Annotated in this window: 11 protein-coding genes and 2 pseudogenes; 5 read left to right on the forward strand and 8 right to left on the reverse strand. The window is 43.8% G+C overall.

Going from position 1 to position 15,136, the window contains the following annotated elements; genetic code table 11:
- Positions 1-98: 98 nt before the first annotated feature.
- On the reverse strand, positions 99-662 hold the full coding sequence (locus FHS24_RS07145) for an NUDIX hydrolase (RefSeq protein WP_183620199.1): 564 nt from the start codon (positions 660-662) through the stop codon (positions 99-101).
- A 359-nt stretch (positions 663-1,021) separates the two neighbouring features.
- Positions 1,022-1,543, reverse strand: coding sequence for an HPP family protein (locus FHS24_RS07150; RefSeq protein WP_183620201.1), 522 nt, complete (start codon positions 1,541-1,543; stop codon positions 1,022-1,024).
- Between the two features lie 118 nt (positions 1,544-1,661).
- On the opposite strand from FHS24_RS07150, the gene FHS24_RS07155 reads away from it, so the two are divergent.
- Positions 1,662-2,399 carry an NUDIX hydrolase gene (locus FHS24_RS07155; RefSeq protein WP_183620203.1) on the forward strand — a complete coding sequence of 246 codons (738 nt, stop codon included), beginning with the start codon at positions 1,662-1,664 and terminating at the stop codon, positions 2,397-2,399.
- A gap of 259 nt (positions 2,400-2,658) precedes the next feature.
- Here the strand turns inward: FHS24_RS07155 and FHS24_RS07160 are convergent, their stop codons facing one another.
- Entirely contained in the window at positions 2,659-4,056 is a 1,398-nt protein-coding gene (locus FHS24_RS07160) for an oxygenase MpaB family protein (RefSeq protein WP_183620205.1), read from the reverse strand.
- A gap of 77 nt (positions 4,057-4,133) precedes the next feature.
- Complete coding sequence (nhaA, locus tag FHS24_RS07165) at positions 4,134-5,336, reverse strand: Na+/H+ antiporter NhaA (RefSeq protein ID WP_183620207.1); 1,203 nt, start codon at positions 5,334-5,336, stop codon at positions 4,134-4,136.
- Between the two features lie 517 nt (positions 5,337-5,853).
- Between nhaA and FHS24_RS07170 the strand changes: the two genes are divergently transcribed.
- The gene (locus tag FHS24_RS07170) at positions 5,854-6,609 is read left to right on the forward strand and encodes a TSUP family transporter (RefSeq protein WP_183620209.1); all 756 of its coding nucleotides are present in this window, start codon (positions 5,854-5,856) and stop codon (positions 6,607-6,609) included.
- 130 nt (positions 6,610-6,739) lie between these two features.
- On the opposite strand, the gene FHS24_RS07175 is transcribed toward FHS24_RS07170, so the two are convergent.
- From FHS24_RS07175 to radC, 3 genes are all read right to left on the reverse strand, one after another.
- A complete protein-coding gene (locus FHS24_RS07175) occupies positions 6,740-8,113 on the reverse strand; it encodes a dicarboxylate/amino acid:cation symporter (RefSeq protein ID WP_183620211.1) in 1,374 nt (457 codons plus the stop codon).
- 387 nt (positions 8,114-8,500) lie between these two features.
- Positions 8,501-11,476, reverse strand: coding sequence for an acyl-CoA dehydrogenase (locus FHS24_RS07180; RefSeq protein WP_183620213.1), 2,976 nt, complete (start codon positions 11,474-11,476; stop codon positions 8,501-8,503).
- A gap of 365 nt (positions 11,477-11,841) precedes the next feature.
- Entirely contained in the window at positions 11,842-12,525 is a 684-nt protein-coding gene (radC, locus tag FHS24_RS07185) for a RadC family protein (RefSeq protein ID WP_183620214.1), read from the reverse strand.
- A gap of 130 nt (positions 12,526-12,655) precedes the next feature.
- Between radC and coaBC the strand changes: the two are divergent.
- The 3 genes and pseudogenes from coaBC to FHS24_RS07195 all read left to right on the forward strand — a co-directional run.
- Positions 12,656-13,429 (forward strand): annotated as a pseudogene (gene coaBC / locus FHS24_RS12565) (bifunctional phosphopantothenoylcysteine decarboxylase/phosphopantothenate--cysteine ligase CoaBC); the annotation flags it as partial.
- Between the two features lie 114 nt (positions 13,430-13,543).
- Positions 13,544-14,047: pseudogene (locus tag FHS24_RS12570) on the forward strand (phosphopantothenoylcysteine decarboxylase domain-containing protein); the annotation flags it as partial.
- 52 nt (positions 14,048-14,099) lie between these two features.
- A complete protein-coding gene (locus tag FHS24_RS07195) occupies positions 14,100-14,882 on the forward strand; it encodes a sulfite exporter TauE/SafE family protein (RefSeq protein ID WP_183620216.1) in 783 nt (260 codons plus the stop codon).
- A gap of 19 nt (positions 14,883-14,901) precedes the next feature.
- Here the strand turns inward: FHS24_RS07195 and FHS24_RS07200 are convergent, their stop codons facing one another.
- Positions 14,902-15,108, reverse strand: a complete 207-nt coding sequence (locus FHS24_RS07200; RefSeq protein ID WP_183620217.1) for a DUF2905 domain-containing protein — start codon at positions 15,106-15,108, stop codon at positions 14,902-14,904.
- Positions 15,109-15,136 lie beyond the last annotated feature (28 nt).

Here is a 15,136-nt window from a genome sequence, read left to right on the forward strand (position 1 = left end):
AGTTATAGCAAATTAATATCTGTATAAAAAACCGCCGCTTTCAGTATTTATATTGAAAGCGGCGGTTTTTATTGCGGGTAGTATTTTTAAAAGCTGGATTAATAGCGCTTAATCGCCTGGTCTTTGCCAATCATATCTTGATGAATGGGAAAATCCTCATGATTATCGTATTGCTGACGGTCGGCAAAATAGCTTTTTAAAGTACGGCGTACGGCTTCAAAGGCAAGCTTATCCCATGGAATGTCTTCTTCGGTGAATAAAGCGCAGTCTAGACTTTCGGAGCCAATACCGTAAGCACCGTCTTTTAGCTCGGTGATATAAATACTATATATTTGCCCGATATCAGGAATATCATAGAGGCAATATAAATGCGGATTGGTAACGACCGCTTCTGCCTCTTCAAAGCTTTCCCTAGCTGCGCCTTCTGCCATGGTTTCGCCATTTTCCATAAAGCCTGCGGGCAGCGTCCATAAACCATATTGTGGCTCAATCGCGCGGCGACATAGCAGCACACGGTGTTTATAGACGACCAATGAGCCACAAATGACTTTTGGGTTTTCATAATGAATATAATTGCAATTTGGGCATACCAAGCGCGGGATATTATCGGTGGCTGGTATTTTGCGTTCTGCTTGATGACCGCATTGTAGACAATAGCGCATATCAACTGCCTTATATAATGAAAAGGAGAAATGAGAAAAAGGTGTTCGGTATTTTAAGAATTATAATTCTTGTTTTATAAAATAGTATGACTTTAGCTTATCGAATTTTATTTGATAATAGCCGTTAAGCCTAAGATAACACAAATTCTCATCGCACTGGCAGTGATAATAAAAACCCTACAGGTTTGCACAACTGCTTGCGCTTAACAATGCGTTTATTAATAAATGCATTGTTAAGCGCAACGGATAACGCAGCTTAACCCAGCCCAGTCACATAAATTCTATGCAGCTTTAGTCAGATTGCGCTAGGCTAGACTCATGCTAACTATTGAATGATAGCTTTACCTTGAAGAGTAGCTTTACCAGTAACGCGGGTAATGACGGCCGCGACCGATATTATTATAAATGAGGGCGACCACTACCAAGGCAAGCGCACCGACCAGAGTAGGGGTGATTAAAAAATGCCATTTGACGCCGCCAAGCATTACGATTAATGGATTGGATCCAGCCGGTGGGTGCGGTACGCGCAGTAATAGCATCAGCGCAATCGCCGTGCCGACTGCAAGCGATAAGCTCCACCATTCAATGCCAAACAAAGTCAAAAATGATAAGCCTGTGAAAGTGGTGATAAGATGACCGCCAACGATGTTTCTAGGCTGCGCAAAGGGGCTCTCTGGATAAGCAAAAATAAGCAAGCAGCTGGCACCAAATGAGCCCAAAATCATGGCGACATTTTGCCAATTGCCTAATAGCGCCAGTATGGCAGTGGCAAACGTACCGCCAACCCAAGCTATGGCGATAATGATTAATGGCAATCTTTGCGGGCAATCATCAATCTTGCCCTGCATCTTATTTAATGAAAAAATCTTATCCACGAGCATATCCTAAAAATATTTGGTTTTTGACATTGATACTTGATTAGGCAATATTTATATTTGATTGCTATTTATAGTCAATTGCATTGATGCTTCATACTGATAAAAATATAGGGCAATAATAATGTTACTCCCCTCGCAGTCGCTACGTTTTGATGACTTTTCAGTCGCTGTGCCAGACTTTATTCGCTATCCTACGATTCGGAAGTTGGCGGAACGAGTGCAGCATGAAACCTTAAATGCCGTTACCAGTCCGGCGCTGTGCGACGGCTCTAATACTTCTCGTAGCGCTCGCATCTTAGATAGCTTATATCAGACACCCATTGCCGATGCCTCGGTATTGGTTGCTATTACCCATGAACGTCATCCCAAGCTGCTACTGACGCGCCGCGCCGCTCATATGAACAGTCATGCCGGCGAAGTCTCTTGTGTAGGCGGTAAACATGACGCCGGCGATGGTAATAATGTCGTCACTGCTTTGCGTGAAGCCTGTGAAGAAACCGCATTACCGCCTAGTAAAGTCCAACTGCTTGGTCAATTACCGATTCAGACCTCCAAAAGCGGTATGAGCGTGCGTCCTATTGTGGCGCTGATTGCGCCAGATTTATTGTTAGTGCCTGAGCTTGGTGAAATCTCGCGTATTTTTTGGGCAGATTTTGAGACGTTACTGACTCAACCTACGGTAGAATATGCGGTAGAGTATATGATGCAAGATCAGACTGCGACCATTCTCACACCAAGCTGGCAGGTTGATGGTGAAACGGTTTGGGGTCTGACAGGACGCGTCATTGCCAGCTTGTTGGAAACGGGCTTTGATCGGCAGCTTGATTGGTATTACCGCATCCAAAATACGCGTAATTAACACGTAAGACAGTTGAGGTTATGGACTGAATTATCTAAAGTAGAACCATTCTCTGTGTAAAACCAAGCGCGTCTTTTGCGGATTTATTATAGTTATTGTAGACGCCGTTGATAATGGTTTAACATATTCTATTTGCTACTAATAATATTCGACATATGCTTTCTAGTTATGGTTTTGAGATTATCTAAATATCATTTGTTATTAGTTTTATGTAATATAGAGTGGTTTTTCTCCTTAAATTGTCTGCATTTATCATACTTTATTTATAGTAATCGTCATTTTTCTTAAGCCACCAGTTCATATTGTCTTGGCGTTTGGCGCGGAAGGCTTCTAGCTTTTCAGCCACCGTTTGATTGTGCTGACGTGCTGTATCGAGCGCAAAAAGAATTGGCACTGACGATAAGACACCAAAACGAATTTTTGATTTTGGCAAATCCAGTCCATCGCCGATATCATCACCGACCAAGGTACGGGTGACGCTGGCATTGACCATTTCAACGAAACGTCCACGGCGATTGTCCTCGCCCATCAGTTGCCGCGGCAAATCATGCAGCGCTTTTGCTAATGGCTGTCCCATTTTAAAATCAAGCTGCTGAATCGATAAATAGGTATAGAGCCATTCCCAACAGGCGGCTTCGTCCTTTGGTAAGCGCTCTAAATCAACGCCCATCCAATAACTGGCAAGATTCCATAGATGCAGGATACCTTCCGCTTCTTCAGTACTGATACGGGCGCCAAGCAGTCGTAAACCGCGCATAATCAACAGTGAAAATTGCAAATGGGTAGCAATCATATCGGTCTGATTGATTGGAATACCCCAGTATGCTTTGTTCCAACTGCCATCTGGATTATGGTGCTGGTCGGCACTAGATATGACACCCTTAGCTGCATTGCCTTTACCTTTGAGCAGGTTTTGCCGCACTAGAGTATGAATCTGCCGCACCTTGATAGATTGCCGCCATCCTTCTGAACCAATCGCCAATACCTCCTCGATAGGCTGATGCTGAGTGCCTGCGCTCATATTTGACTTGTGTAATGGAGGATGCTCAGAGACGGCAAGGATATAAGCGTAAGTACGCATCAAACGCGGTAGGGCATCGTGCATCAATGCTCCCGTTTGAATGAGCGGCAGGGAGAGGGCAGGAATACTATAGCCTGCCATTAGCGCCACGTTACGCAATAGCCAAATTAGCATCAACGGATAACGGCGATAAGCGACTGCACCAGTTTGTGCAAGCTTGGGATCATACCAAGCAGGGTGGCTGCTAAATTGCTCGGTCAAGGCGTTAAATGCAGGGTTGTTTGTAAGGTTGGCGTCAAAGTTACTGCTATTGCTACTACTACTGTCGCTGATAATAAATTGATGCAAGGGCTTTACAAAACGAATACCGTCAGCAGCTAACGCATCTGCCACTGGATCACCGATCTCGTAACCCGCAACCATTTCCTGTAATAAATCTTGCGAGATAACAAAGTCTTTTGGTAGTAAGTAGCGCTTGATACGCTTTAATACTTGCAGATCACTATGATCGTCAATCGCCGTCGTGCGCCCATGACGCTGATAAGATTCAACATGCGCTTGATGAGGATTGTTGTCTTCGCAAGAGCTGGCGGCATTTGCTTTAGTGTTTTTTTTAGTAATATTGATGGAATCCATATCTATGAGTCACTCTTTAGTAACTGCTTTTCATTACCCAATTAAGCGACTTACTAAATAAGTCGCTCTATCAGTCATTATGAGTGCTGCGTTAAGTCGACAGAGGTGTTGTTAACATCGTCTTTTAGAGTGGCTTTTAGCATCAGATAACCAGCAACACCAGAAACGATTGAACCCATAATGATACCTAGACGTTCATCAAATAGTGGCGTGGCGCCGCCAAATGCAAGGCCACCGATAAACAAGCTCATGGTGAAGCCAACGCCGCAAAGTAACGCCGCACCGTAGATTTGCTTGAAATTCATACCTTTTGGCATGGTTGATATGCCAAGTTTAAAGATTAACCAGCACATGAACATCACGCCGATTTGCTTACCGATGAACAGTCCAGCGGCAATACCCAATGGCACGGAATGAAATAGCTCCGCAAAGCCTGCGCCCTTGAGCGATATACCTGAGTTGGCAAAGGCAAATAATGGCAAAATTCCGTAGGATACGGTGTTTTGTAAGTCGTGCTCAAGCTCTTCAAGTGGGGAGTGTTCAGGGTCCGTGCGATCAAATAACGGAATGAATAAGGCGAGTACCACCCCAGCTAGTGTTGCATGGATACCAGATTTTAGTACGGCAACCCACATGATGACCCCAATCAATATATAAGGGGTGATACTGGTAACGTTACGGCGATTGAGCAGGTACAAGAACGGCAAACATAACCCAGCGACAGCCAGTGATCCAAGCGACAAGTCATTGGTATAAAATAAAGCGATGATAAGAATAGCGCCAATATCATCGAAAATAGCGATAGAGACCAAAAACACTTTTAGTGAGTTTGGCACGCGATTGCCAAGTAGACTTAAGATACCAAGGGCAAAAGCAATATCAGTTGCCGCAGGAATCGCCCAACCTTTCCAAAACTCAGGCTCATTATAGTTAAAGAGCAGGTAAACGATGGCAGGCATAATCATGCCGCCCAATGCGGCGCCAGCGGGTAAGATAATTTGCTTGACGTTTGAGAGCTCGCCGATGAGCACTTCACGCTTGAGCTCAAGACCGACTAAGAAAAAGAACACTGCCATCAGACCATCATTAATCCAATGGTGGGCGTCTTTTGCAATCGCAAAGCTACCGATTTGAATGGCAACGGGAGCATGAATAAAGGATTCATACCAAGTATTCAGAGGGGTATTGGCAATAATCATTGCCGCGATAGCTGCCAGCGCTAAGACAATGCCGCCTGACGCCTCGAGGTTGAAAAATGCTTTGACTCTTTGTATTGCCATATTATCCTCATTAACTAAATAAAACGTGCTAAATCATTCAAAAACTTCAAGTACCTATTGTTATTTGATTTGCTTCAGTCTGCTTGGCTTTAATAAGCTTAGATTTGCTTAGTTCAGCTAAGGATTACTCAGCATAGTTAAGCGATCGACAGTCATTAATAGCGATATAGATTGATATAACAAATAGGTGTCTCTAGTTTCTCACAATTTTATTCATATAAACAATTAAATACGTTAACGGTTTTGTGCTGCTTCCTTGAAGACTCAACGATTATCAAAGGACATATTGTTAAAACAGCCGATATGACAAATCTAGCAGACTTTGTTAGGTTTTTGGCTTTTTTTACATTTTTATCTTTATAATGAGCGCCTCTAAGCAAATCCTTCTATCCAGTTTGGCATTGATGAAAGAGTGGTATAGATTAAAAAAATAGCTGCTACTTTATCAACCAATGTATTTTGAGCCTGATTTTTTCAAGCTTGCTTTTTTGTGTCATAAATTTTCAAGGTCGGTGTCATGGACATATCGCTCTCTATCGAAATTATTTTAATGTTGACGGTTGTGGCCGCTCTGGCTGGTTTTATCGATGCTATCGCGGGCGGCGGTGGTTTATTGACCATTCCAGCCATGCTGCTTGCCAATATTCCCCCTGTACTAACTTTGGGAACGAATAAGTTGCAAGCAGCATCAGGCGCACTCGCGGCGTCCATTACTATGATTAGAAAAGGTGTCGTCAAACCGAAAAATATAAAAACGGCGATTATCGCGGCTTTTATCGGTTCTGTTCTTGGTACGATTGCCGTGCAGTTGTCGCCGCCTGATTTATTAGAAAAGCTGATTCCGTTTTTGATTGCGGCGATTGGTATTTATACCTTATTTGCCCCAAGGCTGGGTGAAGTGGAAGCCGCACCGCGCATCTCAGAAAGCAAGTGGCAAAAAGTAGTAGCACCTTTGATTGGTTTTTATGATGGTTATATCGGACCGGGTACGGGGATGTTTTTTGCCTTAGGAAATGTGGCGCTACGTGGTCGCCAAATTATTGAAGCAACGGGAGCGGCAAAGGTGCTGAATTTGTCCACCAATATTGGCTCGCTCATTTTCTTTATTTTGGGCGGTAATGTGTTGTGGAAAGTGGGACTGGCAATGATGGTAGGGCAGACGATAGGTGCTTATTTTGGCTCGCAAATGGTCGTTAAAGGTGGTAGTAAACTGATTCGTCCGATGATTGTTTTGGTTTGTATGGCGATGCTGACGAAATATGTGTTTGGTTAAAAAGTGTTGGTATGAATTTCAAAAACCTTATTCAAGACGGAAAAAAACCTCAGCCGATTGTGAACTGAGGTTTTTTTATTTCTAAACTTTTATCATTGGCTATTTTGTATTAAAGCTAGCCACGTTTCATTTAATCACGCTTAACATCGTCGTATTCACTGCCCATAATGCCATCGCTAAAGACTTCAGAGAATTCGCGTTCGCTGTTTTCATCGATATGACCATCGAATACGTCTTTTGAACCAGCATCAGGATCGTTATAAACCGAGATATCCATTTTGCCTTCTGATTTCGCTACGATAGCGGTCACAGCAGCATCGCCGCCGACGTTGACGGCAGTACGTAACATATCAAGGATACGGTCAACCCCTAAGATAAGACCAATGCCTTCGATAGGTAAGCCCACTTGCGCAAATACCATCGATAGCATGATTAAGCCAACACCAGGAACGCCTGCTGTACCGACAGAGGCAAGTACCGACATTAAAATAACAGTCAGATATTCGGTTATGCCCAAATCAATACCATAGATATTGGCAATAAAGATGGTCGCCGTCCCTTGCATGATAGCTGTACCATCCATGTTGATGGTGGCACCAAATGGCACGGTAAACGAAGCGACAGAATTATTGACGCCCATACGTTTGGTAACCGTACGCAAGGTAATTGGAATCGTCGCGTTTGAGCTTGAGGTACTAAAAGCAAAAATTTGTACTTCGCGCATTTTTGTTAAAAAGGTTCTTACTGATAAGCCTGAAGCTAGCTTTAGCACAATCATCATGGTTACAAAGAAGTGAAAAGCAAGCGAGCCAACCAATACCGCGACATAACCAAGTAGCGACCAGATAAGGTCTAAACCAAGCTCAGACATGGCTTTTGCTAACAGCGCAAACACGCCGTAAGGGGCAAGGTTCATAATGATGGTCACCATCTTTAAGATGACTTCATTGATAAGCTCTAAGCTTTGCACCAAACCCTTGGCAGGTTTGCCAACCATCAAGATACTGATACCGATTAAGATAGCAAAGAAAATAATCGATAACATATCACCATTCGCCATCGCACTGATGGGGTTTGATGGGATAATATTGGAGAACACATCAAGCAGTGGCGGTGCAGATTGCGCTTCAAACGCCGCATCCGTTTTGATATCCATGCCTTTACCGATACCAAAGAGTACGCCAAGTCCAATGGCAGTCGCAATCGCTAGCGCCGTTGTCATCATATAGATGAAAAAGGTTTTTGTACCGATACGACCAAGCAAGCGGATGTCACCGATGCCACAAACCCCGCAGATAAGCGAGATAAGTACCAAGGGCACAACCAGCATTTTTAGCGAGTTAACAAATAACTTACCGATAATGGCAAAAAACCCATTGGTGATATAAGTATTAACAAAGCTACCTTCGGCATTCAATCCCGAATAGTTTATAAATAAACCCAGTATAATACCCAGCACCATAGCAACAATAATCTTGCCAGTCAGCCCCATATTTTTCCACATAACTACTGTCCTTGGTTGCCGTAATGCACAGCAATAAACACGATATATCAGGCCGTATAAGCGTCATTATCGTGTCTGCTACTGTGTTTATTACGTCTATAAGTGTGTTATCTGTCATTTAAGTCAGATTTTGGAGACAATATAAAAGAATTGTTGGGGATACTGCAAGAAATTTTTATGACTTTAATAACGTGACATTTTCGCCTTGCTGTGGTCAGGATTTATTTAGCGGCAAAAATTTTTAGATAAAATTGAATAACATAAGGGTTTTTGCGTAGATTTGCGTGTCATAGCTATGGTATATACGAAAAAAGCGAGACTATCTATGTTGGATAATCTCGCTTAAGTTGAAAAACAAGTCTTAGAGAAGTGCTGGTTTTAAGCCACTTAAACCTTATCGTTTTCGTCGCGACGTAAACCATCTTGCCATTTGTTATCAGCGTTGGACGATTTGTCTAAGCTGTCTGTTTTTGCCTGCATACTTTCTGAGCTCTCAAGGCCATTTGAGCCGTCTAAGCTATCTGAGTTATTTACATTATCAGCATGAATATCAGTCGCTTGATTCAAACGATGATTATGACCCATGCGTTCGCTTAGGTGCGTTTCTGCATCACGGTGACGCGGGTCGATTGCTTGCGCTTCAGGATTCGACTCTGCAAAATCGGTTTGTGCTTGAACCTCTTTTATGGTGTCTTGCTCGCTGACCATTTTTACATCACCATCGCTTTCATACCCATGGTCAGGATTGGCATCACCGGTTGCTTCTTGTTTATCATCCGCTGCAGGCTCAAAGGATTCAGTCGTTGACTCAGTATTATCAGTCGCGATACCGTTTCTTATTTGGGCATCGTTTTTCAATTGCGCATAATCCGTTAGCTTATAAACTGCATTCTCTAAACTGTGTGGATTGGTACGTTCTTGCACTTTAGATAAATGCTTATCGAACACATCAGTTAATAACGAATCAAAACGTATAGCATTATATTGAATAAGGACTTCAGCCTCTTCTTCGGTAATATCACCATTTTGGCTGGCATAGACCACGTGATCTTCAAAGGTTAAACCTTCAAAGCTGTCTTTATGCTCAGCCTTTTTGAACTTCTGCCATAAAGGTTCAACGTCAAGCAGTGTTTGATAAGCGTGCTCCATGCGTCCCGTTACATCATCGGGCTCAGTATTGTAATACACCATGGTTTTAAGATAATCGCGGAATGGATTGGCTTCAAAATCATCCATAAAGGTATCGCCCAATTGGCGTTTTAACTCATCGCTCACCGGTGCAAAGATACGACCACTTGGGAAAGTAACAAAGCTGACCACACTTGCCGCCATGCGATTTGGAAAGTTAGCAAATAAAGATAAAAAGGCTTCTTGAATAGTATAAAGGCTGTTTTTTAGTGCCACTTCCGCATGCAAGCGTTCAGCTGCTGATTTAGAGCCGTATTCATAAAATTGTAGAATCGCTGTACAGATAAATAGATGCGCGTGAATATCTGCTAAGCGCCCAGACAGCATTTCTTTACGTTTTAAATCGCCTGCCAATAAGCCTAAAGACATATCAGCGGTTAGGGCAAAGCCTGCGCTCAAACGGTTGATGTCTTTGTAATAAGGACGGGTAAAGCTATCGGCAAAGCTTGGCGCATGACTGCTACCACCGACATAGCCTGCGACAAACGCTTTGGCACCGCGATTAAAAGTATAGCCCAAATGTTTAAAGAATAAATCATCAAACTGCTTGAGCGCGCCTTCTTTATCCTCACTTTGTAGCAGTTGCAGCTCGTCAAATAGGTAAGGGTGACAACGCATTGCCCCTTGACCAAATATCATCAACGAGCGCGTCAATATATTGGCACCTTCAACGGTGATAGAGACTGGAATGGCTTGATAAGGAATCGCTAAAAAGTTACGCGGTCCCATCTGCACCGCACGACCACCGACCACATCCATACCGTCATTAATGACTGAACGCATGGTCTCAGTGGCATAGTATTTTGCCATTGCTGTCATTACTGATGGCGTACCACCTTGGTTCAGTCCACAGGTAACTAAATGACGGAAAGCTTCTAACATATAAGTGTTGCTAGCAATACGGCTGGTGGCATCTTGTACACCTTCAAATTTGCCGACGGAGATTTTAAATTGCTCACGTACTTTTGCAAAGGCACCAACGGTCAAATAACTGACTTCACTGGCAGAGGTCGATAGCGCTGGCAAGGAGATGCCGCGGCCAACACCCAAACATTCCATCAGCATACGCCAACCGCGACCCGCATTTTCAACGCCGCCGATAATATAATCTAGTGGAATAAAAACGTCTTTACCATCGACTGTACCATTCATAAATGGTGAGCCGATTGGATTGTGACGCGGACCGATAATTACCCCTTCATGGCTAGCAGGAACGAGCGCACAGGTAATGCCGTAATCGGTCTTTTCAGGGTCGCCAAGTAAACCTTCTGGGTCATGCATCTTAAAGGCCAAACCAACGACGGTGGCGATAGGCGCAAGCGTAATCCAACGTTTAGAGAAATTCATGCGTAGGCCGAGCACTTGCTCGCCTTCATGCATGCCATAGCAAACCACACCCGTATCAGGAATCGCGCCTGCATCGGAGCCCGCCTCAGGACCAGTCAAACCAAAGCAAGGGACTTCTTCGCCTTTGGCTAAACCTGGTAGCCAGCGTTGTTTTTGTTCATCGGTACCGTAATGCATCAGCAGCTCACCGGGACCAAGTGAGTTCGGTACCATGCAAGTAACGGCAGCGGTTGGTGAACGCGAAGCAATTTTACTCATCACCCGACTTTGGGCATACGAGCTAAATTCTAAACCGCCATATTCTTTAGGAATGATTAAACCTAAAAAGCCATTGGCTTTAATAAAGCGCCACGCCTCTGGTGACAGCTCTTTATCTTCATGATGGATTTGCCATTCATCAAGCATGGCACAGAGCACTTCTACTTCATTATCAATAAAGCTTTGCTCTTCTTCTGATAATTCAGGATAGGGATACTTGGCAAAGGTATCCCAATCTGGCGCGCCCATAAACAGCTCTTTTTCCCACCAACTGGTACCAGCATCAAGAGCTTCACGTTCGGTGTCGCTCATGCTTGGCATGGCACCGCCCAAGGCTTTATAAACTGGCTTGGTAATCAGTGATTGGCGCAGCGGAGTAAATAACAATACTAGGCATAAGAGCGCGATTGGTATACCTAAGATAAGCGACCATGGACTGATAAAGGCGGTGACGAGGATGGTAACAAGAGCCACGATACTGCCAGTGACACGCGATAAGGATAATAAAAAGATGGCCAAGACCACGGCTAACTGAATGATTACTGCCAAAATAAATAAGCCGATGGCCATGACTGTCTCCTTTATAACGCTGAATGCACAAGCGTAAAATTTAAATGAATAAAAACTGATGGAATAATTCTAATTGTTATTTTATTTTTCCATCAGATTTTTTATGCGATAAGTTAATGTATATGACAAAATAAATGCCTGTTTGGTACTTCTTTTCTAGCAGTTTTGAAAATTAATAAGGATAGACCTACTATTAAATAAATCTATCAATAGTAGGTTTACCGATAACTGCCACAACTGCCACAGCAAAAATAAAGTTAACTACCAATATGAAACAGTTGTTTATAACTATCAAGAGCCAAAATGCTACGCTGTGTCGATAATATGTATCAAGCTTTGTTTATATAACCAGCTGTTATCGATTCTTAGCCAAAAGGGGGCAAGCAGCTCTCAGCATAAGATAAGGTGTCATTACGTCCGACAATGATATGGTCAACCAATGACAAATCTATTAAGTCACAAGCCTTTTTTAGCTCGTAGGTTAATAAGTTGTCGGCCGTTGAAGGGGTTGCATTGGTATGCGGGTGGTTATGAGCGACGATAAGCTGACTGGAAGCGTGGCTTAACGCATGACGTAAGACGTGTTTGATACAGACCGAGCAAGAAGAAATGCCGCCGGTAAACAGTATCTCAAAATTGATTAAGTTTAACGCATTATCCAGACACAGCACGGCAAAGACCTCACGGTGCTCACCGCGCAGCTGGGTGCTGATATAGTCTTTGACCATTTGCGAGCGTCCAAGGGCGTGACCTGTCTTAAGCTGACTGTCTAAATAGCGCGTGCCCATCTCAAGCGATGCCAGTATCTGGGCGTATTTGGCAGGACCAATACCGTGACAAGCAAGTACCGTCTCTTGCGGCGCGGCCAACAGCTCAGCTAGGCTACCAAACTTGTCGATTAAATGGCGGGCAAGCTCAATGGCAGATTGTGACTGGGTGCCTGTGCGCAAAAATATCGCTAATATCTCAGCATCAGATAAATGAGCTGCGCCAAATTTCAGCAGCTTTTCACGGGGTCTATCATCTTCATGCCAGTCTTTAATTCCCATTGTCACTCCTTGATAATGAGGATAGGTGCCAGATAACTGAGATAAATCTACAAAACTTCCCCTAACTTATCGCATAATTGTTACTATAAGCGCAAATTTTATCTTTCATTTTTTTATTGATGCTATGCTTATGTCAAATATTGTGCTTGCTATCACCGGCGGTATCGCCGCTTATAAATCTGCTATGTTTGCCCGTCTACTTATTAAGGCGGGCTTTGATGTGCGCGTCATTATGACCACAGGCGCACAAGCGTTTATCACGCCTCTTACCTTGCAGGCTTTGACGGGCAATGAGGTGCATATCTCATTACTTGATGAGCAAGCAGAAGCGGGGATGGGTCACATCGAGCTTGCTAAATGGGCGGATTTAATTATCATTGCGCCTGCCTCAGCCAATACTTTGGCACGGCTTGCAATGGGTATGGCAGATGATTTATTGACCACCGTATGCCTTGCAACGACAGCACCGGTCATTATTGCACCAGCGATGAACCAGCAAATGTGGGCGCATCCAGCAGTGAATCTAAATGTGCAGACTCTGCGCGATATGAATTACCAAATTATCCAACCAGCCAGCGGCGAGCAGGCATGCGGTGATGTCGGAGCAGGGCGCTTGCCTGAGCCTGAACAGTTATTAGCCGAAGTGCTGCTATTTAATGCCATGCAAACCACGCCGCAGTTATTAGCAGGTAAACGCGTGGTAATTACTGCAGGTCCGACGGTAGAAGCCATCGATCCTGTGCGTTATTTGTCCAATCATTCTTCAGGGAAAATGGGCTTTGCCTTAGCCCGTGCTTGTGTGGCCGCTGGTGCAGAGGTTATTTTAATTGCTGGGGGCAAAGTTGCCCTGCCAACACCGCTCAATGTCACGCGCATTGATGTGCTGTCAGCTGAAGATATGTTGATAGCAGCGCAGCAATGTGTCGATGGTAGGCATAGCGCGCTACAGTATCTGCTTGAAGAAGAACATGACCATTCTCACGATCATATGCACGACCATTCTCATGAGCACAGCCATGACCATGCTCATAATCATAACGACTGTGATTGCGATAAAGAGCATGAGCATACTGAGATTATTACCGATGACAGCGTAAAAGTTGCTGATATCTTTATTGCTACCGCGGCTGTCGCCGATTATCGTACTGAAGAAGCTGCACCGCAAAAAATCAAAAAAACGCAAGATGCGATGACGCTAAGCTTGGTTAAAAATCCTGATATTTTAGCAACGATTTCACTTGCCCATCCAAAGCTATTTGTCGTTGGTTTTGCGGCAGAAACTCAAGATGTTGAGCGTTATGCTCGTGGCAAACTAGTATCTAAAGATTTAGATTTAATTGCCTGTAACGATGTGTCACGCGCAGATATTGGTTTTGCTAGTGATGATAATGCCATGCAAGTGTTTTTCTCAGAGCGTTATGAGCACGATAGCGTGATACTTGAGAAAGCGAGCAAAGAGGAGATAGCCAAGCAATTGGCTACTATTATTGGCGAAACCATCTGGCAACGTCATAATGCATAATATACGTCCTAATTATAATTTTGCCAGTATAGCTATTAGAGATTAAAGTCTGATGGCAAATATGATGGATGACGATAGCACCCAGACGCTATTACTGATTGCAGTCTTTGCACTGGCATCATTGCTTCACGGCATTAGCGGACTGGGTGTGACGTTAGTAACCACCACCGCGCTTGCCAGTATCTATCCGTTACCCCATGCTATCGTTCTAGTGATTTTTCCCTCATTGTTACTTAATGCCATGACTTGGCTAGCGGGTGGCGGGCGTACTATTTGGCAAAATTTCATCTACTATGGCAGACGCTATTGGTTGCTTGCGTTAACCAGCCTGCTGGGGAGTATGCTTGGTGCAAAGCTACTGCTATGGGTAGATAGCGCTTATATCTTGTTGGTATTGGCAGCGGTTATTGGCTTTTATGTCGTTAGTAGCTCACTCGGTAAGCAAATCCGTCTGCCTAATACCAAGCCTGTACTGATTATCGTTGGTCTTAGTGCTGGCATTATTGGCGGTGCGACCAATGCCATGTCGACCATATTAATGATGTATTTATTGTCCGCAAGTGACGATAAGCATACCATCGCCAAAGTCGGCAACATGTGTTATTTCTTGGGTAAAATCGCCCAAATTATCGTCTTGCGTGAGCCTATTATGGCGCTAAGTAATAGTGAATGGCAGCTGATTACTATACTTAGTGTCATGTCTATCGCCGCGCTGTTAGTTGGTATTCGCTTGCGCCGCTACTTGCCACAAGCACGCTTTCGCCAGCTTATTTTATTGATTCTTACGGTGCTAGGTATTCGTGTCGGCTGGCAGGGAATAACGGCATTGCTATAAACTGAGCAATTAAATAAATTTACCGATTGAATAAATTTAACAGTATGGTAGCGACGATACTGATGATAATCATTGTGACGACTGGAAAATAAACCCGTGTATTGCCTGAGGTGTGTTTGATATCGCCTGGCATATTACCTATCCATGAAAATGCATTTGGAAATAGCAGCCAAATAACGCCGATAACAACCAGCAAAATCCCTATACCTATCAATATTTTTGCCATTTAAACTCCACTAAGCTCATTATGTTGC

The organism is Psychrobacter luti, from assembly GCF_014192115.1.
GTDB classification, from domain to species: Bacteria; Pseudomonadota; Gammaproteobacteria; order Pseudomonadales; family Moraxellaceae; genus Psychrobacter; species Psychrobacter luti.